We start from the raw sequence: 19,560 nt of genomic DNA, 5'->3' as shown, positions 1-19,560 counted from the left end.
GACATCACAAGGTTTTTGCCGTGACCCGCAGCACGAATTTCTGGATTTTGCCGGTTGCGGTTTTGGGCAATTCGCCAAAGACTACTATTTTCGGGGTTTTGAACCCGGCGAGATGGTCGCGCACAAAGGCGATGATCTGCCCTTCGGTTGCACGTGCGTCCGCTTTCAGTTCAACAAAAGCGCAAGGCACCTCGCCCCATTTTTCATCCGGTTTGGCCACCACGGCACAAAGCGACACGGCGGGATGGTGCATCAGCACATTTTCCACCTCGACCGAGCTGACGTTTTCACCGCCCGAAATGATGATGTCTTTGGCGCGGTCGGTGATCTTGATATAGCCGTCGGGGTGCTGAAAGGCGATGTCGCCGGAATGGAACCAGCCGCCTTTGAATGCCTCGGCGGTGGCTTCGGGGTTTTTGTAATAGCCCTTCATCACGGTATTGCCGCGGATCATAATCTCGCCCACGGTTTCGCCATCACGCGGGACGGGCTGCATCGCCTCGTCCATCACTACGGCCTCGCCTGCCATCGGTTGCATCACGCCGGTGCGGGCCTTGATCGCGGCGCGTTCGGATTGGGGTAAGGCGTTCCAACGGTCTTGCCATAGGCATTCGGTGATATGGCCATAGGTTTCGGTCAGCCCGTACACCTGCTTTACCTCAAAGCCCAAGGGTTCAATCGCGGCAAGGGTGGCGGCGGCAGGCGGCGCACCGGCGGTAAAGACTTGTACGATATGGTCAAAGGCGCGGCGTTGGTCGGGTTTGGCGTGGATCAGGGTGTTCAGGACAATAGGTGCGCCGCCGAAATGGCTGACGCCGTGGTCGGCGATGGCGTCATAAATGGCACGCGCTGTTACATCGCGGCAACAGGCGATGGTGCCGCCCAGAACCGGCATCATCCACGTGTGACCCCAACCGTTGCAATGAAACAACGGCACGATGGTCAGGTATACCGGATGCATGGTCAGCCCCCAACTGACCACTGTGCCCATCGTCAGCAAATATGCGCCGCGATGGTGGCACACGACCCCCTTGGGCCGCCCCGTGGTGCCCGAGGTATAATTCAGCGCGATGCTTTCCCATTCATCCGTAGGCATGTGCCACGCATCGGCTGGGTCGCCTTGGTCCAGCAAATCCTCATAGGTTGAATAGCGGCCTGTGGCGGGGTGGCCTGCCTCTGGGTCCGGTACTTCGATGATATGCGGGGGCGGGCCGGCTTGCAGTTCTATCGCGGCCTCGGCCAAGGGTAAAAAGGCTGTGTCGCACAGCACCACAACGGCGCCGCCGTGGTCAAAGATATAGCCAACGGTGTCGGGTTCCAACCGGGTGTTGATGGTATTGATAATGGCACCGCAAGCGGGGATGCCGAAATGCGCCTCGGCCTGCGCGGGGATGTTGGGCAATATGGTCGCCACAACATCGCCGGGCCGCACCCCATGCGCAGCCAAGGCCGAGGCGAGGCGGCTGACGCGAGTATGATACTGGGCATAGGTGCGCCGCGTTTGGCCATAAATCAGCGCCAAATGGTTAGGGAATACATCGGCCGCGCGCGCCAGATGCGACAAGGGCGAGAGCGCCACATGGTTCGCCGAACACCGTTCCAACCCAGTTTCATCCGCAAGCCAACCCATATTTCCCCCCTTGGCGCCGAAAATGTCGCTTTCCGCCATGCATCATGGCCGAATTTATCCGAGTCGGTAAAGGTAAACAAAAAGGCAAAACCCGATGAAACCGACATCTGAACCCGTATTGGTCGCAGCCGTCCTGGTTCTGGGCTTTGCCACGGTCATCGGGTTTACTGACAACTTTGTCCGGGTGATCGCGATCGAGGCGGGGCTGTGGCAATTTCACGTCACCCGCACCTTGATGATCGTAGCGATTTTGGCGCTGGTGGCGCGGCCATTAGGGTTGCGGATGCGGCCCAAACGATTTGGCGCGGTGGCGTCGCGGTCGGGGCTGCATGGCATTGCGTTGATGATCTATTTCGGGTCGCTGGCCTTTTTGCCCGTGGCACAGGTGGCCGCGGGGCTGTTCACCGCACCGATTTTCGTGCTGCTGATATCGCGCTTTTTTTATGGTCGGCACATCGGGATTGTGCGGGTTCTGGCGGTGGGCATCGGGTTTCTGGGTGTGGCATTTGTGCTTGGGCGCGATGCAATAGCGGCGCTGTCGCTGCCCGCCTTGATGCCGGTTGTGGCCGGCGCGTTCTATGCGATGGGCAATATTGCCACACGCCAATGGTGCGGGGATGAGACGACCGAGACGCTGACCTTGGGGTTTTTCGCGGGGATAGGGGCTTTCGGGCTCGTCGGGCTGATCGTGCTGGCGCTGTTTCCTGTCGCTGTGCCAGAGGGTGCGGCGGGGTTTGTGGCGCGGGGCTGGGTTTGGCCGTCATTGGCATTCTATTGGTGGACGTTTGTGCAGGCGGCCGGCTCGCTGGTCGCTGTTGCGATGCTGATGCGCGCCTATCAGATCGCCGAGGCGAGCCGCGTTTCGGTGTTTGAATACCTGAACCTACCGCTGGCCGCGTTCTGGGGGTGGGTCTTGTGGGGCGAAGACCTTGGGCTGTGGGCCATGCTGGGTATGGGGATGATCACTGCCGCGGGTGCAATGATCGCGCTACGAGCAAATCAATCGGCGGAATTGTTGCCAACCGCCTGACGCCAATGGCGGCGGCACAGCGAAACATAGGTTTCATTGCCGCCAATCTGCACCTGATCGCCGTCTTTCAGCACGGTTCCATCCGGGCCTTTGCGTACCACCATCGTGGCCTTTTTGCCGCAATGGCAAATTGTCCGGACCTCTCGCATTTCGTCTGCCCATGCCAAAAGCGCGGCCGAGCCAGGGAAAAGATTCCCTTGAAAATCAACGCGCAGGCCGTAGCACATGACCGGCACGTTCAAATCATCCACTGCGCAAGCCAGCTGCCAAACTTGGGCTTTGGTTAAAAACTGCGCCTCGTCGATGAAAATACAGGCCAGGGGGCCGTTCGTCAGACGCGCCGTGATTTTTGCGAACAGATTTTCGCCCGGGGCGAAAGTGTCGGCAGGCTCGCCAATGCCAATCCGGCTGGCGATCCGGGCTTGCCCTGCGCGATTGTCAAGCTGCGCCGTGATCAAATAGGTGGCCATGCCGCCTTCGCGGTAATTGTGCGAGGCCTGCAAAAGCGAGGTCGATTTCCCCGCATTCATGGTTGAGAAATGAAAATAGAGCTTTGCCATGACGGTGTTTTAGCCTTGGTCACCCCAAAGCGACAAGGGCAAATCTATCGGTCTGGCGGGGCACCGTGACAGGAAAGGAGGCGTTGAGCGTGGATTGGAAAAAAGGGGTTGTGGCAGCCTGTTCGTGGAACAGTATCACAACCCCCTAAGCACCTTTAACAGTAAAAACAGACCGCCGCATCGCGACGAACCAAGGTCCATCGCCCTCACCCGAGGTAAAGATACGGCGGATCTGACACATGTCGATGCTGGGGACACCGACCACTCTTTACCATCCCAACGCACACTGGAACTGAAAACATAGATGACAAATCCTGAAGGGCAGCTTAATGGGAAAAGCTGAAATGATTTCCCCCAAGTTGGTTTGGGGACAAGAGTGAAAGTGCCAGACATGAAGCATAACGGATATCTGAAAAAGCACACCGAGGCCTTGGTCAAGGATGTCGGCATAGAGGCGGCCTGCGAATTGTCTGGAAAATCGAAGGCCACGATCGGGCGCTATTATTCCGATGCCGATGAGCATTCAGATCGTTTTATGCCGGTCGATGTTGTCGCTGCGCTGGAGGCTGCCGCGAGTTTCCCCCATGTTACCAGTGCATTGGCCGACTTACGCGGGATCACGATGGCCTATGACGGGGCAAAGCGGAATTCAAAATCTCTGGGCATCAATTCGGATGTAGTGATGCTATCGCAGCGATTCGCGATGTTGATGGGCGAGTATAATAACGCGATTTCCGATGGGAAAATCTCGATCAATGAAGCGAAGCGGTTGCTGCGTGAAACGTTATCAATTCAGCAGGTTTTGCTGGAAATGAAGCTTAATCTGGAAGACGAGGCGCATTAGGGCGTTTTGCATTCAGTTTGAAGCAGATTAACAGCAAATTGCTTTCGAAAGCGTAAAGGGCTGGCACGGATCTCCGCGCCAGCCCTTTTGTTAGGCTACGTTGCTGCGGCCTTGCGGCCTTGGGCTGCGGCTTTGCCCTGATTTTTTCGGGGCACCCAGCCCTCCTTCGACACCGCGCATCGGCTTACCTTGGGGTTTGCCCTGCGGCTTGCCACCCGGTTTGCCTTGGGCCGAGCGTGGTTTGCCCTGACCACTGCCACCACGAGGCGGGCGTGCGCCGCGCTGGGGCGGCTTGGGTGCGGCTTTGATATCGGCCAAGCCCCAAGGTGCACCACCGATGATGGGAAGCGTTGTTTTCAATAGCTTTTCGATGTCTTTCAGCTCGCCCATTTCCGCGGGAGCGCAGAATGCAACGGCGCGGCCTTCGGCACCGGCGCGGGCGGTACGGCCAATGCGGTGGACATAGTTTTCGGGCACATTCGGCAGGTCGTAGTTATAGACATGGCGCACGCCGGGAATGTCGATCCCTCGGGCAGCAACGTCGGTCGCGACCAGCACGTCCAACTCGCCATTGCGGAATTCGGTCAGGGTACGGTCGCGTTGGTTTTGCGATTTATTGCCGTGGATAGAACCGGCCTTGAACCCCCAAGACACCAGCAATTTCATAAGCTTTTCAGAGCCATGCTTGGTGCGGCCAAACACCAGCGCCTGTTCGCCAACGTGATCCTTGAGGTAGGTTTCCAGCAGCTTGGCCTTGTCGCCTTGGGGCGTGTAATGCACGGATTGTTCGATCTTTTCGACCGGCTTGCCGGGGGGGGCGACTTGCACCTTGATAGGGTCGCGCAGGTAGGTGCCTGCCAGATCTTCGATCAGTTTCGGCATCGTGGCCGAGAAGAGCATTGTCTGTCTTTTCAAGGGGATATACTGCGCAATTTTGCGCAGGGCGTGGATGAAACCCATGTCGAGCATCTGGTCCGCCTCGTCCAGAACGAGGTAGCCACAGGCCTCCAGCGTCAGGGCTTTGCGGTCCAACAGGTCGATCAGGCGGCCGGGGGTGGCGACCACGACATCGGCGCCTTTGGCCAGCTTTTCCGACTGGCGGAAAATCGATGCGCCGCCGGTGATTGTCACCACTTTGACAGGGGTGCCTTTGGTATAATTCGTAAGGTTATCAGATATTTGCGCGACCAGTTCGCGGGTTGGCGCAAGGATAAGGCTGCGCACGGTGCGGGGGGCTGGCGGGTGGCCGATATCCAGCAAACGGTGCAGCAAGGGCAGGCCAAAGGCGGCGGTTTTGCCGGTGCCAGTTTGCGCGAGGCCCATGATATCACGGCCCTTCATGATATGCGGAATGGCCTGAACCTGAATAGGGGTTGGGGCCGTGTAGCCAGCTTTATCCAAGCCGGCCATAAGCTTAGGGGACAACCCCAAGTCAGAAAACGTCGTCATAAATAGTCTTTCCGGCCCGTGAAACCACGCGCCTAGTGCCGCAACCGTGCGGCAAAGAGGGAGCGGCGCGCGCCTCGGGTATCTGCACCTTGCATACACCCCGTCGGCACCGCGGAACCCCTGCGTGACGGTGGGAACCTTATATCCGGGCCGTTCACATGCTCACGCGGCACGGGCACTCGGATAGCTGCCAGATGGGGCTTTTTGCGGCGTCTGTCAAGTGTATGCGATGCGTATGCCATCCGTACATACGCTCGACTTACGCAATTTTAGGTATTTTTCGCCAAGGTCAGGCGAACGGAGGGCATTATGGATTTGAAAAAGCTGACCGCGAAACAGCGGGCGAATTACCACTATATGGCCGATGCAATGCGGCGGCTGGAGTGGGACCTGCACAACACGATTGAGGCGACGTCGCGCATTCCTGATGAGTGGCACGAGATTGCGCGGGGATCGGCGGCGCCACCCAAAGCGCGGGTGACGATGCGGATGGACGCGGATGTGTTGCGGTTTTTCAAATCGATGGGGGCGGGGCATTTGCCGCGCATGAACGAGGTGCTGCGCAGCTATATGCACGCGCGGCTGGCAGGGGTTATTCGCGGGGCGGAAACCGTGGATTTTTACAAAGCGCAGAGGGAGGCCCATGCAGACGAGCGACCGATGTGGGGCGACACGGGGCGGGTGTTGGAGGGGGACGCGCCTGCGACAGCGGAGGAGGTTGCGGTGGAACGGAAGGCGCGGTTGAAGGAGCGGATGAAGGTGAAGCGGGTGGAGGGGTGAGATGTGACCCCGCCGAATGGCGGGGGCAAAACGCGCCAGTGGCGCGTTTTGAACATCGAACGCCCGAGGCCATGCCGAGGGCCGGGGGGACCAGTTTGGAGACTTGAGGGGCGAAAACAGGCTAATAAGGAATTGTAAAGCAGAGAGGGCCTAAAAGGTCAGTCTTTCTCAGGGCACATTTTTTCTGTAATAGCTTGTAGCGCTTCTGCAATATTCGAAAAAATTCCGAGACAAATACCGAATAAAAACCCGTAAAGGCTCATATCCAACACTCGCCCAGATGATCTGCCTCCAAGATAACTATTTGCAGCGAAAGCTCGCGCTTCTGGGTTGTCAATGAAGGCAACATATGCTGCAATTCCGAGGTTCACTATGCTGAAGAATGTAATTAATACCGCGCAGTACCAGCCGATTTTCGCGAACGTCATGTTTGACTCCTTCAAATTGTAGGTCGTACTGCTGCTATCATCTATTCATGGCTACCATGCCCCCTGCAAGCGTGCGGGGGCGTTCGGGACTGAAAACGCTCCACTGGAGCGTTTTCGCGGCGCGGGTGCGCCGCCGTTCTTCACCCCTGTAACGTCCTTACCCCAATCCCCTCACCCCGTGCTTTCATCGCGCTTACCGCTGCAATCGACCCCGCAGCGGTCGTGAAATACGGGATTTTATCGAACAAGGCGACTTTGCGGATTTCGCGGCTGTCGTGGATGGACTGGGTGCCTTCGGTCGTGTTCAGCACCAATGCGATGTCTTCGTTTTTAAGGCGGTCCACGATGTTTGGGCGGCCTTCATAGACTTTGTTGACCAGCGTTGACGCAGCACCAACGGAGTCGAGCCATGTGGCGGTGCCTTTGGTGGCGACGATTTCAAAGCCCATGGCGATCAGGTCGTGGGCGGCGGCGGCCATTGCAGCGGTTTTATCCATGTCCTTGATCGACAGGAACACGCGGCCTTCGGTTGGCAGGTCGTTGCCTGCGCCCATTTGCGCCTTCAAAAACGCCAGCGGGAAGGTGCGGTCCCAGCCCATCACCTCACCCGTCGAGCGCATTTCTGGGCCGAGCAGGGGGTCGACGCCGGGGAAGCGGGCGAAGGGGAGGACGGCCTCTTTCACCGAAAACCACGGGGTGATCGGGTCGGCCAGCGTCATCGGGTCGGCCAGCGGCAGGTCGGTGTCGGGGCCAACGCCTGCGGCATAGGGGGCGCGCATCGGGAAGTTTGCCAGCGGCTCGCCTGCCATCAGGCGGGCGGCGATGGAGGCGATGGCGCTGTCAGTGGCTTTGGCGACGAAAGGCACGGTGCGCGAGGCGCGGGGGTTTACTTCGAGGACATAAATATCGTCGCCTTTCAGCGCGAATTGGACGTTCATCAGGCCAACCACGTTCAAGGCGCGGGCCATGGCGATGGTTTGGACCTTGAGTTCGGCGATGATCGCGGGCGACAGGGAATGGGGGGGGAGGGAGCAGGCAGAGTCGCCGGAATGGACGCCAGCCTCTTCAATATGTTCCATAATGCCCGCGACATGGACGTTGTGGCCATCAGACAGGGCGTCGACATCAACCTCTATCGCGCCGGACAGATAGCTGTCGAGGAGGACGGGGTTGTTGCCGGAAACCTGCACGGCCTCACGGATATAGCGTTCCAGTTGGGCGTCATCGCGGATGATTTCCATCGCGCGGCCACCGAGGACGAAAGAGGGGCGGATGACGAGGGGGTAGCCGACATCTTTGGCAACCGCAAACGCCTCATCACGTGACCGCGCCGTGCCGTTGTGGGGTTGCTTGAGGTTGAGGGTGTGGAGGAGTTTTTGGAAACGCTCGCGATCCTCGGCCAAGTCAATCGCATCGGGGGTGGTGCCGAGGATTGGGATGCCTTCGTCATGCAGGGCATTTGCCAGTTTGAGCGGGGTTTGGCCGCCGAATTGTACGATAACGCCGTGGAGCGTGCCGTTTTCCTGCTCGACGCGCAGGATTTCCAGCACGTGTTCAAGGGTGAGGGGTTCGAAATAGAGGCGGTCCGATGTGTCGTAATCGGTGGACACGGTTTCGGGATTGCAGTTGATCATGATGGTTTCATAGCCCGCCGCGGTCAGGGCATAGCAGGCATGGCAGCAGCAATAATCAAACTCGATCCCCTGGCCGATGCGGTTGGGGCCACCGCCAAGGATGACGACCTTTTTGGCGTTGGATGGCCGCGCTTCACACTCCGCATCGCCCATCGCGGGGGATTCGTAGGTGGAATACATGTAGGGGGTTTGCGCCTCAAACTCCGCCGCGCAAGTGTCGATGCGTTTGAACACGGCGTTGACGCCAAGGTTGCGGCGGGCGCGGCGGATCTGGCCTTCATCGCGGCCCGTCAGCATCGCAAGGCGGGCATCGGTGAAGCCGTACATTTTCAGGCGGCGCAGGGCTGTGGCGTTGGTGGGCAGGCCTTGGTGGCGGATTTCGGCTTCGATATCAATGATTTCGCGGATGCGAGCGAGGAACCACGGGTCAAACGAGGTGGCACCCTGGATGTCGTCATTGGTCAGACCAAAGCGCATGGCTTGGGCGATCACCCGCAGACGGTCGGGGGTTTGCTGACCCAAGGCCTTGAAAATCGCGGCACGGTCGGGCGCACCCGGGATATCGATTTCGTCAAAACCGGACAGGCCGGTTTCAAGGCTCGCCAGCGCCTTTTGCATCGACTCGTGGATGGTACGGCCAATCGCCATCACCTCACCCACCGATTTCATCGCGGTGGTCAGGTTGGGCTGTGAGCCGGGGAATTTCTCAAACGCAAAGCGCGGGATTTTGGTGACGACATAGTCGATGGACGGTTCAAACGACGCAGGCGTAACCTTGGTGATGTCATTGTCCAGCTCGTCCAGCGTGTAACCCACGGCCAGTTTCGCCGCGATCTTGGCGATGGGAAAGCCTGTCGCCTTGGACGCCAGCGCGGACGAGCGCGACACACGCGGGTTCATTTCAATCACCACCATGCGGCCATCGACAGGGTTCACCGCCCATTGCACGTTGGACCCGCCAGTCTCTACCCCGATTTCGCGCAACACGGCAATCGAGGCCGAGCGCATGATCTGGTATTCTTTATCCGTAAGCGTCAGGGCCGGGGCCACGGTAATGCTATCGCCGGTATGAACGCCCATCGGATCGACGTTTTCGATCGCGCAGATGATGATCGCGTTGTCGGCAGTGTCGCGCACCACCTCCATCTCAAACTCTTTCCAACCGAGCAGAGATTCGTCGACGAGAATCTGCGCCATTGGCGAGGCTTCAAGCCCAGAACGGCAAATCGCCTCATAGTCGTCGCGGTTATAGGCCACGCCGCCGCCCGTGCCGCCAAGGGTAAAGGCGGGGCGGATGATGGCGGGCAGGCCCACGTATTCGATCGCTTCCATCGCCTCGGCCACGCCGGCCTTGATGTCATACTTGCCATTGGGCAGTTTTGGCGCGGCGATGATCGTCGCCTTGGGGTTTTCGAGGCCGATGCGGTCCATCGCCTCGCGGAACAATTTGCGATCTTCTGCCATTTCAATGGCTTCGCGCTTGGCGCCGATCAGCTCTACGTTATACTTTTCCAGCACGCCCATGTCGGCCAGCGCCAGCGCAGTGTTCAACCCAGTCTGCCCGCCCATAGTCGGCAGCAGCGCATCGGGACGCTCTTTTTCGATGATCTTGGCCACGACTTCCGGCGTGATCGGCTCAATATAGGTCGCATCGGCCAGCCCCGGGTCGGTCATGATCGTGGCGGGGTTCGAGTTGACGAGGATGACACGGTAGCCTTCCTCGCGCAGCGCCTTGCAGGCTTGGGCACCGGAATAGTCAAACTCGCAGGCCTGTCCAATAACGATGGGCCCTGCACCGATAATCATGATTGATTTGATGTCGGTTCTTTTTGGCATAGCGGCCCCCAATCTGCGCAAAATTTTGTGGGTTATAACGGGCGTGCAGGGGGGTGCAAGGGGCATATGGCGATCAGGCGCGGGTCATGACCCAAACGGTAATAAGGTACAGGGCAACAGTCAGCGCGCAACCGGCCAAAAGGGCGATCCAAAACCCGAAACCCGCGCGCAGCATCACAGGGATCAGCACAAACATCGGCAAGGAGGGAATCACATACCACAAGGTCGCCGCCGCATGATCGGCCAAGCGTGGCGGGTCTTGGGTGTCGCGCCACAGCCAGATCATGCCCAAAACCGACACTAACGGCAAGGATGCAATCAGCGCGCCGATGCCTGCGTGCCGCCGCGCCACTTCAGATGCGACCGCAATCAAAACCCCCGAAACCGCCGCTTTGATGAACAGATAGAGCATGAAATTTCTCCTCTCGAAAAACCCTATCCCTTTCATCTTTGTAAAAATACTCAAATCCGATCCGCACCGCCAACCCAATGCCGCCCCGCTACACCGGCCCCATCACCCCGCGCCAACGCCGCCCAAAGGGGCTCGATGCCCCTGCGGGCGGCCCCCCCCTTGCTGCCGCTTGGGCTTGACTTCACCGCCCGCGCGATGTGTATCAGCGGAACTGGAAAATAAGCCCTTTGAAAGGGGATAATGATGCACGCCTATCGCAGCCACACTTGCGCCCAATTGAATGCCAGCAACGTTGGCCAAGACATCCGCCTGTCGGGCTGGGTGCATCGGGTCCGTGACCATGGCGGCGTGTTGTTCATCGACTTGCGTGACCATTATGGGATCACTCAGGTGCTGGCCGACAGCGATAGCCCTGCGTTCAAAGACCTTGAAAAGGTGCGCGCCGAGTGGGTTATTCGTATTGATGGCACGGTCAAAGCGCGGGATGCGAGCCTCGTTAACCCCAAGCTGCCCACGGGTGAGATTGAGGTGTATGCACGGTCGATGGAAGTGCTGGGCGCGTCCGAAGAATTGCCGATGCCGGTGTTTGGCGAGGTGGATTATCCGGAAGAAACCCGCCTGACCTACCGTTTCCTCGATCTGCGCCGCGATAAGTTGCATGCCAATATGATGCTGCGCTCCAACGTGGTGCGGTCCATCCGCAACCGGATGTGGGACCAAGGCTTTAACGAATTTCAAACCCCGATCATTACAGCATCCAGCCCAGAGGGCGCACGCGATTTTCTGGTGCCGTCGCGCCTGCACCCCGGCAAGTTTTACGCCCTGCCGCAGGCGCCGCAGCAGTTCAAGCAGTTGATCATGGTGTCGGGCTTTGACAAGTATTTCCAAATCGCGCCCTGTTTCCGCGATGAAGACCCCCGCGCCGACCGCTCGCCAACTGATTTCTATCAGCTTGATATTGAGATGAGTTTTGTGAAGCAAGAAGACGTGTTTGCCGCCGTGCAGCCTGTCGTGCAGGGGATTTTTGAGGAATACGGTCGTGGCAAGAAGGTTGATACCGACTGGCCGCTGATTGCCTATAATGACGCGCTGAAATGGTACGGGTCCGACAAGCCCGACCTGCGCAACCCGATCAAAATGCAGGACGTGAGTGAGCATTTCCGCGGCTCCGGCTTTGCGATTTTCGCTAAGCTGTTGGAATCCGAGGGCAACGAGGTCCGCGCTATTCCCGCGCCTACGGGTGGCAGCCGTAAGTTCTGCGACCGGATGAATGCCTTTGCGCAACAGCAGGGTCTGCCGGGCATGGGCTATATCTTCTGGCGCAAGGCCGAGGATGGCAGCATGGAGGCCGCTGGCCCCTTGGCGAAAAACATCGGGCCGGAGCGGACCGAGGCTATTCGCGTGCAGTTGGGCCTAAATGAAGGCGACGCGGCGTTTTTCCTTGGCGGCAAGCCGGAAACCTTCCAAGCCGTTGCTGGCCGGGCGCGCAATGAGATTGGCAATGAGTTGAAGCTGTCGGAAACCGATACGTTCCGCTTTGCTTGGATCGTTGACTTCCCGATGTTTGAAAAAGACGATGAGGGCAAGATCGACTTTAGCCACAACCCGTTTTCCATGCCGCAAGGTGGGATGGAGGCGTTGCAGGGTGATCCGCTTAACGTCTACGCCTATCAGTATGACCTTGCCTGTAACGGGTATGAGTTGATCAGTGGCGGCATTCGCAACCACAAGCCGGAAATCATGTACAAGGCGTTTGAAATCGCGGGCTATCCGAATGATGAGGTCAACAAGCGGTTCGGCGGCATGGTCAAGGCGTTCAAATACGGCGCCCCACCCCACGGTGGCTGTGCGGCGGGGATTGACCGGATCGTGATGTTGCTAGCCGATGAGGCGAACATCCGCGAGGTTATCATGTTCCCGATGAACCAACGCGCCGAAGATCTGCTGATGAATGCGCCGTCGGAGCCGACGAATGAGCAGCTGCGCGAGTTGCATCTGCGTGTCATTCCAAAGGAATAAGCGGTTTTGGCCCTATGAATTGCCCCATAGGGCCACCTTGCTTGCAGTTTGGGCTTGAAAATCAGCCCGCTTGGGCGCATATGCCCGCAAAAGCCTGCATTTTTGCGGGCTCAAATTTATTGGAGTGACCATGGCCAAAGAAGACATTCTCGAATTCCCCGGTGTCGTAAAGGAACTTTTGCCGAATGCGACATTCAAGGTCGAACTTGAGAACGGCCATGAATTGATCGCTGTGATGGCAGGCAAAATGCGCAAAAACCGCATTCGTGTTCTGGCAGGCGACAAGGTTCAGGTAGAAATGACGCCTTACGACCTGTCCAAGGGCCGTATCAACTATCGTTTCAAGTAACTTCATGCGGTTGATCCTCGGCTCGGCCAGCCCGCGCAGGCTTGATTTGTTGGCGCAGATTGGTGTGGTGCCGGATGCTGTGCTGCCCCCCGACATTAACGAAGACCCGTTAAAGGCCGAGCTACCGCGCCCCTATTGCGCGCGGATTGCGCGGGAAAAGGCGCTTGCGGTGCAGGCGGGGCCGGATGATTTGGTGCTGTGCGCCGATACCACCGTGGCTTTGGGGCGGCGGATCATGGGCAAGCCTGCCGATGCGGGGCAGGCGGCGGCGTTTTTGGTCGCTTTGGGCGGGCGCAGGCATTCGGTGATTACCGCTGTGGCCTTGCGTTTGGGTGACAGGTTGTGGACCCGCGAAGTGGTGTCTGCGGTGAAAATGAAGCGGCTGTCGGACGCGGAGTTGAACGCCTATCTTGCGTCAGGCGATTGGCGCGGCAAGGCGGGGGGCTATGGCATCCAAGGGTTGGCCGGTGCGTTTATCCCGTGGATTTCGGGGTCGTTCACGGGAATCATGGGGTTGCCTGTGGCGGAAACCGCCGCGATGCTGGGCACAGCCGGATACCCTGTTTGGAAGGAAAAGCCATGAAGGGCCGGATTGTCGTTTTGGACGAGGTGCAGGGGCGGCCTGCGGCGGCGTTGATCGTTGACGGGCAGTTGCAGGATTTGCTGGTGGACCCGATCGGCGATGACGCGCTGCCCGGTGCGATTTACCGCGCGGTTGCTGACCGTTTGATGAAGGGGCAGGGCGGCGTATTCGTCAAGCTGCCCGACGGCAATGGATTTTTGCGCCAGACATCGGGCATAGCGCCCGGGGCGCGGTTGTTGGTGCAAGTGACGGGGCCTGCCGAGGCGGGCAAAGCTGTGCCTGTGACCACGCGGCTGTTGTTCAAAAGCCGATATGCGATTGTGACGCCGGGGGCGCCTGGGCGTAATATTTCGCGTCGGATTAAGGATGAAGGCGTGCGCGCCGCGCTTGAAGGTTTGGCCGAAGCTGGGATGGCGAGCGCGGATGAGACGCTGGGGCTGATCCTGCGGTCGGCCTGCGAGGGCGTGGATAGTGACGAGATTGCCGCCGATATTGCCGCGATGCGCGATTTGGCCGAGGCGGTTTTGGCCGATACCAATGGCGGGCCGGAGCTGCTTGTCGAAGGGGCAGGGGCGCTTGAGGTGGCCTGGCGCGATTGGGCCGATCCGGCCCCCGATGAGGTGATTGAGGGCGGTTTTGCCGATCTGGGTGTGCTGGAAATGATTGATGCCGTGCTGGCGCCGCATGTGGCACTGGCCGAGGGGCATATGATGATTGAACCCACGCGCGCGCTGCTGGCGGTGGATGTGAACACAGGCGGTGATACCAGCCCTGCGGCGGCGCTGAAGGCGAATATTGCGGCGGCGCGGGATTTGCCGCGTCAGTTGCGGCTGCGCGGGCTTGGCGGGCAGATTGTGGTGGATTTTGCGCCGATGCCCAAACGCGACCGCGCTGTGCTGGACCAAGTGCTGCGCGCGGCGTTCAAAGGGGAGTCTGCCGAGACGAGTTTGGTGGGCTGGACGGTGCTGGGCCTGTACGAGTTGGTGCGCAAGCGGGATCGTTTGGCGCTGGGGGATGTGTTGGAGAGCGGAGTATGAGCTGCCCGATTTGCGCGCGTGATGCCGACCCGAAATACACGCCGTTTTGTTCGCGCCGCTGTGCGGATGTTGACCTGGCCAAGTGGCTGAACGGGTCTTATGCCATCCCCGCAGCCGTGACGGATGTGGACGAGGACGGCGAGACCGGGCAGGACGAGGTTGCCCGTCAGTAAGTTGCGCCAGTAAATCGCGAAAGGGGCGCGATTTTTTGCGCAATCCCTCTGGACAGCCCCCGCCTGCTGTCCTAATACCGCGCCTACGTGCCCGAATAGCTCAGTTGGTAGAGCAGCGGATTGAAAATCCGCGTGTCGGCGGTTCAAATCCGTCTTCGGGCACCACTTCATCCCATTGATATTAATACGAAAAGCTTTGGTTGCGGGCATCTTGTGCTTTGCTTGGTAAGCGCCATTTGTACTTTTGGGCTACCCATGGGCTACCAAACGCTGATCGTGGGCTACGTTGATGTTTAGGAGAACAAAGGCTGCAGAGCAGATTCTCATGCCGTCTTTTTGCAAAAAGGCACTCTGCAATGCTGAGGATGCCGCGGCGACACTGGTTTTGCTCATTATAAATTTCGAAGATGAAAAGAGTTTTTGTCTTCCGAAGGACAATCCCGGACTTTTCGCCTATAGAGGTTGGTCACACAAAAGGAGGGATACCACATGGTCGATATTGCCAAGTTTGAGTCTAGTTTTTTGAAAGTCGAGCAGGTCGCAGCTCACTACGGGGTGTCTGCTGCTTCGATTTGGCGTTGGAAGCGCGAAGGCGACTTTCCGGCGCCATTTAATGTGGGTCGAGGCTGCACACGGTGGAGGCTGGCAGATATTGAAGACCATGATGCGAAGCTAGAAACGTGCTTTGTCGAAAGGCTCGACTATTTTGGCATAGCGGCGTGACTGCCTGAACGAACCTATTTGGTTTCCCAAGCTTCGGGTCGGCGCTCTGGGCCATTGCGCCAATTCAATGACGCGTCTTTCATGTGCAGCCGCCCCCGACGGGGAATGGCTGCACATCCACACCCCCAGTTCCTAAGGGACCAGCCGTTGGTTCTTCTACCTTTGGTCAGATGCAGTCACGGGGTCCAACATCGCCCTGAGCGCCCTAACGCGTTTCGGTGTGATACACGGGTCGCGCCCGCCTGAGATGATCCGGATGAATTCGACCCAGCCTTTCTCGTTTGCAGTCAGGTGCTCCCAGTTGGGAACCATGTGGCGGGGTGTGGTGAAGGGGGTGTCGCTCATTTGCCAAAAATCCCCCGCAGTGCTGTCCGAGCCCGTCCGGCCAGTCTCGGGTCGCTATTGTCAGATGCATCGCGCAGCTCGTCGAGCCAGCCCTGTTCGTTCTCTGTGACGGGCGACCCGAAACATTCAATCAGTGCCGCCGCTGCGGTGGTGCCAACGGATTGCGCCAGTGTGAGCCGCATAAGAAGGGCAGGATCCACCTCCAGCGCCTTTGCCATTCCGGGAACGCGATCTAAAGCCAGCTTGGTCGACCCTAGCTTCAACAGTGTGATCATGTTTGAATTCTTGAAGCCTGCGTCGCGGGCCATCTCTTGCTGGGATTTGCGGTGGCTGATTTCGTTGATGCGTGCGTTGATGAACTTAGTGGCCGCGGTGTCTTTGTGTGGGTGTGTCATTGATATCGCTCTCATTTGTTACTTGATATCAATTATATAGGTAGAAAAATGACGGCTGTTTCACAGGAAGAATAGGGATGTTTGAAAAGACCGAAGTCCTAGAAGGGGAGCGGTGTCTGATGGGGATGGCTTGGGGCGCCGCAGGCGTTTTTGAGGGAGATTCCTCCACCCCGAACTAGGCTCGCAAACGATTATGGCGGTCTGTGAGCTGCCAATTGCGTTGGTATGCTCGGGTGGAGGCTGAGGGAGTGGCGCTTCCGCAGATAGGGCACGTCGCCTCATTGGCGTCTATCATCATGGGGCCGTCAAGGGTTCAATAAACCAGCTGTCGCGATCTAAGGAGTGGTGCGTCTGACCTGCTTAATGTCCGTTGCGGTTTCGGCAATGGACGGCCCTCAACCGGCCTTCGCGGGGTCGGGCCACGCCGCAGTGCAGAATCACCAAAGCGGTCATTGGCTTTTCAAGCACTAGCCAATACTTTTCGGCATCGAGCCTGTAAGCAAACTTTGCAGTCATGGTTTCAAATGAGCTCTAAATCTTTGAAGGCGCACCTGATGGGCTCACTCCATAACACTGGTGGTCTGTTAGCGTAAATCATCCTAAGCAACGCCTACGTTTATGCTGCGATAGCGGAAGAAGCCTTCGTAGATATGGAAAAGCGATGTGCATCAGGCTGATGTCGTAGTTTGCCAACCCTGCTTCAATGCCGCGATGATAAGTGCCGATCGATTCATAAGTAACGCGCGAGACCCAGGCATCATTTGCCTAAAGTGCCGGGACTTTACCCCCCCCTCTTTGTCGTTGTCGAACTGTTTGTGCACCCTCATGAAAAGCCAATACTCATCCAATTTGTCTTTCGACATATCGATCCAAATGACATCTCCATATATCTTTTGCGACGTTGACGCGCACTCTCATTCAAGGGAGACGAATTGCTTAGTGGCAGAACAAAGGCAGAGTGCAGTTGCCAAAAACGTCCACGGCCTCAAGTCGAACGACCGTGTCGAAGTGATCCGTGACATCGAAAACCGCAGTGCCTGATCATGCGCATAATCCAAATTCAAGCATAGCGCGTGAACATGGGGGGTGGATTGCATGATGTAGATCGCCTGCAATGAAAATGGAATATTACATGCTATTGACCAAAGCTATGATTTCACCCGCTGTATTGTTATTTGGTGCTTCAGCTTTGTCTGGACTGCCAATCGCATCGCTTGCTGCGGACAACGAAATGGTCGCTTTCAGCCCAGCACCTTTGTATACCTTTGGCCCGTATTGGGAAGACATACATCTGAACGAATACGAATTTTACTTTTACCCCGACGCTATGTCTGATGATGGAACTGCGGTAATAGGAAGAGGCGAAGACGATGATGAGGGATATACATATACGTTTTATTGGGACACCGTCACTGGAGATTTGAAGCTATTTCCAAGTGTGGAGCTCGCCGAGGAAAGGGCTTATGCCATCTCCGCCGACGGTTCGGTCGTCGTAGGTCGAATGAATGGTTATGCCGCCCGTTGGGTCGTAGGTGATACCATAACCGTAGATAAGATTTTTGGCGAAGACTATAGTTCTGACGCCAAGCACGTTTCTTTTGACGGCTCCGCTGTCGCAGGCGAGATCAGAAACGGTCTTAATGGAAATAGGCGTGCAGTTCATTGGGATACAGAAAATGGACTAACTCAGGTTGACGAAGGTGCAACATGGGGACTTAACGAACAAAAAGTGGCTGGTATTTCGCGTGATGGGACTACTATCGTAGGGACGGCTAATGGTGACGGTCTGTCAGACACAGCTTATCGTTGGACTGCTGAGACAGGTATGGTCGATTTGCGAACCGGGAGCAGCTGGGCCGTGGGTAGCAACTGCTGTACCACTTCTCAAGTTAGCGGCGTCTCTGAAGATGGTAGAGCTGTGGTGGGAGAGGCATACGATGGAGACAATGTTGTCCGGGCGTTTTATTGGCATGCCAACGACGGGATCATGGTGGACATCGCTTCCACATCTGTTGATAATTGGGCTTCCGAAAATTTATTACGTAATAATGCTCCGGTAAACTCAAATACAACTGATATTTCTGCAGATGGTTCAACTGTTATAGGCTATGCTTATGCTGCAGGGCGCGCCTTTCGGTGGACTGAGGCGACCGGTATGGTTAACCTCGTGCGCACCGATTTTGATGACGGGACAACTGCGGATTGGGGGACGTTGTATACGTATGCGAATGCTGTATCCGCTGACGGTTCTGTCGTCGTGGGGGAAGCAGCGTCGGAGACGGATGGCCTGACACAAGCATTTCGTTGGGACGAAAGCAGTGGATTGGTAAATCTTGCTACAGGCAGTGATTTTGGGAATAACTCTTCGAAAGCGGAGTTTGTTTCAGCTGACGGGAGCGTTATTGTAGGGACTGTAGACGGCGTATATGACCCTGTGAGTGACGTCGAAAACGAGCTCGTCTTTATTTATAAAAATGCAGCCTTTGGCGGTGTCATGCTTGACGCTGCAAATACACAAGCTAGCATTTCTCAAAATGCCCAAGCCCAAGGAGCTGCTATTGCAGTTTTCACAGCAAGTCTCGGTAATTCAGTGCAGGCCGAGCTAGAAGTTGATACTGCTGGGCAGATGAACTTCATGGCAAACGCTGGTAGCACACCTAAATTGCCAATGGCGATTAAAATCTCAGCAGCCCGTTCTTCAAATGACAGCACCTCCACCCTTACCGTTGGCAGTATATCGGCAGCAGTAGGGCTTTCTGATGAGCTAACTGTCGGTGGCTCTCTGAGCCGCGGTAGAGATGGAACTTCACTGAGCGGCTTTGGCTTCACTGGTGACATGACAGCCCTTAGTGGTTTCGTGCGTGGTAAGTCGTTTGGTGGCACTGGATTAACTTGGAAAGCCTCTCTGGCCACAAGTGGTGGTGATGTCACGATTGGACGTGACGACAGTTTGACCGGAACAGAAACTGCCACAGGCGCTTCATTGTTGATTGTCACTGAGAACTGACCCGGCAACAGCAAAAATTGTCACTGAGAACTGACCCATGTGCAACCTTGCCTCAGCTTGAATCAGCTGGGGGCACTTGGAGTGATAGACATGAGTTTTTTAAAAGTTATCCGGGGATGGGCGCTGCGAGAGAAGATGCCCATTCGCGAGATCGCGCGGCGCACGGGCATCTCGCGCAACACGATCAAGAAGTATTTGCGGGAGGGGATTGTTGAGCCAGCGTTTCAGACGCCGGATCGTCCGAGCAAGCTGGATCCGTATGTCACTCAGCTGACAGCATGGCTTGTTTCGGATCAGCGCAAATCACGCAAAGAGCGCCGGACTGC

The 19,560-nt window shown here is 57.3% G+C and carries 19 protein-coding genes and 1 tRNA gene; 12 read left to right on the top strand and 8 right to left on the bottom strand.

Features of this window, described 5'->3' with window-relative positions; all coding sequences use genetic code 11:
- Positions 1-4 precede the first annotated feature (4 nt).
- Positions 5-1,630 carry an AMP-binding protein gene (locus G560_RS0111000; protein WP_028913997.1) on the bottom strand — a complete coding sequence of 542 codons (1,626 nt, stop codon included), beginning with the start codon at positions 1,628-1,630 and terminating at the stop codon, positions 5-7.
- Between the two features lie 94 nt (positions 1,631-1,724).
- Here G560_RS0111000 and G560_RS0110995 point away from each other — a divergent pair, with 94 nt between their 5' ends.
- The gene (locus tag G560_RS0110995) at positions 1,725-2,660 is read left to right on the top strand and encodes a DMT family transporter (RefSeq protein WP_022704362.1); all 936 of its coding nucleotides are present in this window, start codon (positions 1,725-1,727) and stop codon (positions 2,658-2,660) included.
- On the opposite strand, the gene G560_RS0110990 is transcribed toward G560_RS0110995, so the two are convergent.
- A complete protein-coding gene (locus tag G560_RS0110990) occupies positions 2,630-3,220 on the bottom strand; it encodes a thymidine kinase (protein ID WP_022704361.1) in 591 nt (196 codons plus the stop codon). The genes G560_RS0110995 and G560_RS0110990 overlap by 31 nt on opposite strands.
- A 391-nt stretch (positions 3,221-3,611) precedes the next feature.
- On the opposite strand from G560_RS0110990, the gene G560_RS0110985 reads away from it, so the two are divergent.
- Complete coding sequence (locus tag G560_RS0110985) at positions 3,612-4,064, top strand: hypothetical protein (RefSeq protein ID WP_022704360.1); 453 nt, start codon at positions 3,612-3,614, stop codon at positions 4,062-4,064.
- Positions 4,065-4,154: 90 nt separating this feature from the next.
- Here the strand turns inward: G560_RS0110985 and G560_RS19070 are convergent, their stop codons facing one another.
- A complete protein-coding gene (locus G560_RS19070; RefSeq protein ID WP_022704359.1) occupies positions 4,155-5,513 on the bottom strand; it encodes a DEAD/DEAH box helicase in 1,359 nt (452 codons plus the stop codon).
- Between the two features lie 309 nt (positions 5,514-5,822).
- Here G560_RS19070 and G560_RS21015 point away from each other — a divergent pair, with 309 nt between their 5' ends.
- A complete protein-coding gene (locus G560_RS21015; protein WP_022704358.1) occupies positions 5,823-6,293 on the top strand; it encodes a BrnA antitoxin family protein in 471 nt (156 codons plus the stop codon).
- Positions 6,294-6,451: 158 nt separating this feature from the next.
- Here G560_RS21015 and G560_RS21010 read toward each other — a convergent pair whose 3' ends face one another.
- The 3 genes from G560_RS21010 to G560_RS0110960 form a co-directional block, all read right to left on the bottom strand.
- Positions 6,452-6,721: a hypothetical protein gene (locus tag G560_RS21010; protein ID WP_155947239.1), complete on the bottom strand. Its 270-nt coding sequence runs from the start codon at positions 6,719-6,721 to the stop codon at positions 6,452-6,454.
- A gap of 140 nt (positions 6,722-6,861) precedes the next feature.
- A complete protein-coding gene (gene carB, locus G560_RS0110965) occupies positions 6,862-10,191 on the bottom strand; it encodes a carbamoyl-phosphate synthase large subunit (protein ID WP_022704356.1) in 3,330 nt (1,109 codons plus the stop codon).
- A gap of 73 nt (positions 10,192-10,264) precedes the next feature.
- Positions 10,265-10,603 (bottom strand): DUF3147 family protein, encoded by a 339-nt coding sequence (locus G560_RS0110960; RefSeq protein ID WP_022704355.1) that lies wholly within the window; start codon positions 10,601-10,603, stop codon positions 10,265-10,267.
- A gap of 243 nt (positions 10,604-10,846) precedes the next feature.
- Between G560_RS0110960 and aspS the strand changes: the two genes are divergently transcribed.
- The 7 genes from aspS to G560_RS0110925 all read left to right on the top strand — a co-directional run bounded on the left by aspS (position 10,847) and on the right by G560_RS0110925 (position 15,487).
- Entirely contained in the window at positions 10,847-12,622 is a 1,776-nt protein-coding gene (gene aspS, locus G560_RS0110955; protein WP_028913996.1) for an aspartate--tRNA ligase, read from the top strand.
- A gap of 130 nt (positions 12,623-12,752) precedes the next feature.
- A complete protein-coding gene (gene infA, locus G560_RS0110950; RefSeq protein WP_028913995.1) occupies positions 12,753-12,971 on the top strand; it encodes a translation initiation factor IF-1 in 219 nt (72 codons plus the stop codon).
- Positions 12,972-12,975: 4 nt separating this feature from the next.
- Positions 12,976-13,554, top strand: coding sequence for a Maf family protein (locus G560_RS0110945; protein ID WP_022704352.1), 579 nt, complete (start codon positions 12,976-12,978; stop codon positions 13,552-13,554).
- Positions 13,551-14,591 (top strand): ribonuclease E/G, encoded by a 1,041-nt coding sequence (locus G560_RS0110940; RefSeq protein WP_022704351.1) that lies wholly within the window; start codon positions 13,551-13,553, stop codon positions 14,589-14,591. The genes G560_RS0110945 and G560_RS0110940 overlap by 4 nt, the downstream gene beginning before the upstream one ends.
- On the top strand, positions 14,588-14,764 hold the full coding sequence (locus G560_RS0110935; RefSeq protein ID WP_022704350.1) for a DNA gyrase inhibitor YacG: 177 nt from the start codon (positions 14,588-14,590) through the stop codon (positions 14,762-14,764). Before G560_RS0110940 ends, G560_RS0110935 begins: the two co-directional genes overlap by 4 nt.
- A gap of 89 nt (positions 14,765-14,853) precedes the next feature.
- A tRNA-Phe gene (locus tag G560_RS0110930) sits at positions 14,854-14,929 on the top strand.
- Between the two features lie 324 nt (positions 14,930-15,253).
- Positions 15,254-15,487 (top strand): helix-turn-helix transcriptional regulator, encoded by a 234-nt coding sequence (locus G560_RS0110925; protein WP_022704349.1) that lies wholly within the window; start codon positions 15,254-15,256, stop codon positions 15,485-15,487.
- A 156-nt stretch (positions 15,488-15,643) separates the two neighbouring features.
- On the opposite strand, the gene G560_RS21200 is transcribed toward G560_RS0110925, so the two are convergent.
- The gene (locus G560_RS21200) at positions 15,644-15,832 is read right to left on the bottom strand and encodes a hypothetical protein (RefSeq protein ID WP_162140860.1); all 189 of its coding nucleotides are present in this window, start codon (positions 15,830-15,832) and stop codon (positions 15,644-15,646) included.
- On the bottom strand, positions 15,829-16,227 hold the full coding sequence (locus G560_RS0110915; RefSeq protein ID WP_022704347.1) for a LexA family transcriptional regulator: 399 nt from the start codon (positions 16,225-16,227) through the stop codon (positions 15,829-15,831). Before G560_RS0110915 ends, G560_RS21200 begins: the two co-directional genes overlap by 4 nt.
- Before the next feature lie 1,120 nt (positions 16,228-17,347).
- Here G560_RS0110915 and G560_RS20330 point away from each other — a divergent pair.
- Both G560_RS20330 and G560_RS0110895 read left to right on the top strand, forming a co-directional pair.
- Positions 17,348-19,234 (top strand): hypothetical protein, encoded by a 1,887-nt coding sequence (locus tag G560_RS20330; protein WP_022704344.1) that lies wholly within the window; start codon positions 17,348-17,350, stop codon positions 19,232-19,234.
- Positions 19,235-19,315: 81 nt separating this feature from the next.
- A partial coding sequence (locus G560_RS0110895) for a helix-turn-helix domain-containing protein (protein ID WP_244870038.1) occupies positions 19,316-19,560 on the top strand: 245 nt, incomplete at its 3' end.

The sequence above is a fragment of the Pseudorhodobacter ferrugineus DSM 5888 genome, from assembly GCF_000420745.1.
Classification (GTDB): Bacteria; Pseudomonadota; Alphaproteobacteria; order Rhodobacterales; family Rhodobacteraceae; genus Pseudorhodobacter; species Pseudorhodobacter ferrugineus.
This window is presented reverse-complemented; position numbering and strand designations above follow the sequence as displayed.

What these genes read in the sequence shown, in the direction of transcription:
- G560_RS0111000 (WP_028913997.1), bottom strand. Translation starts at nt 1,630, where the DNA reads ATGGGTTGGCTTGCGGATGAAACTGGGTTGGAACGGTGTTCGGCGAAC.
- G560_RS0110995 (WP_022704362.1), top strand. Translation starts at nt 1,725, where the DNA reads ATGAAACCGACATCTGAACCCGTATTGGTCGCAGCCGTCCTGGTTCTG.
- G560_RS0110990 (WP_022704361.1), bottom strand. Translation starts at nt 3,220, where the DNA reads ATGGCAAAGCTCTATTTTCATTTCTCAACCATGAATGCGGGGAAATCG.
- G560_RS0110985 (WP_022704360.1), top strand. Translation starts at nt 3,612, where the DNA reads ATGAAGCATAACGGATATCTGAAAAAGCACACCGAGGCCTTGGTCAAG.
- G560_RS19070 (WP_022704359.1), bottom strand. Translation starts at nt 5,513, where the DNA reads ATGACGACGTTTTCTGACTTGGGGTTGTCCCCTAAGCTTATGGCCGGC.
- G560_RS21015 (WP_022704358.1), top strand. Translation starts at nt 5,823, where the DNA reads ATGGATTTGAAAAAGCTGACCGCGAAACAGCGGGCGAATTACCACTAT.
- G560_RS21010 (WP_155947239.1), bottom strand. Translation starts at nt 6,721, where the DNA reads ATGACGTTCGCGAAAATCGGCTGGTACTGCGCGGTATTAATTACATTC.
- carB (WP_022704356.1), bottom strand. Translation starts at nt 10,191, where the DNA reads ATGCCAAAAAGAACCGACATCAAATCAATCATGATTATCGGTGCAGGG.
- G560_RS0110960 (WP_022704355.1), bottom strand. Translation starts at nt 10,603, where the DNA reads ATGCTCTATCTGTTCATCAAAGCGGCGGTTTCGGGGGTTTTGATTGCG.
- aspS (WP_028913996.1), top strand. Translation starts at nt 10,847, where the DNA reads ATGCACGCCTATCGCAGCCACACTTGCGCCCAATTGAATGCCAGCAAC.
- infA (WP_028913995.1), top strand. Translation starts at nt 12,753, where the DNA reads ATGGCCAAAGAAGACATTCTCGAATTCCCCGGTGTCGTAAAGGAACTT.
- G560_RS0110945 (WP_022704352.1), top strand. Translation starts at nt 12,976, where the DNA reads ATGCGGTTGATCCTCGGCTCGGCCAGCCCGCGCAGGCTTGATTTGTTG.
- G560_RS0110940 (WP_022704351.1), top strand. Translation starts at nt 13,551, where the DNA reads ATGAAGGGCCGGATTGTCGTTTTGGACGAGGTGCAGGGGCGGCCTGCG.
- G560_RS0110935 (WP_022704350.1), top strand. Translation starts at nt 14,588, where the DNA reads ATGAGCTGCCCGATTTGCGCGCGTGATGCCGACCCGAAATACACGCCG.
- G560_RS0110925 (WP_022704349.1), top strand. Translation starts at nt 15,254, where the DNA reads ATGGTCGATATTGCCAAGTTTGAGTCTAGTTTTTTGAAAGTCGAGCAG.
- G560_RS21200 (WP_162140860.1), bottom strand. Translation starts at nt 15,832, where the DNA reads ATGAGCGACACCCCCTTCACCACACCCCGCCACATGGTTCCCAACTGG.
- G560_RS0110915 (WP_022704347.1), bottom strand. Translation starts at nt 16,227, where the DNA reads ATGACACACCCACACAAAGACACCGCGGCCACTAAGTTCATCAACGCA.
- G560_RS20330 (WP_022704344.1), top strand. Translation starts at nt 17,348, where the DNA reads ATGGAATATTACATGCTATTGACCAAAGCTATGATTTCACCCGCTGTA.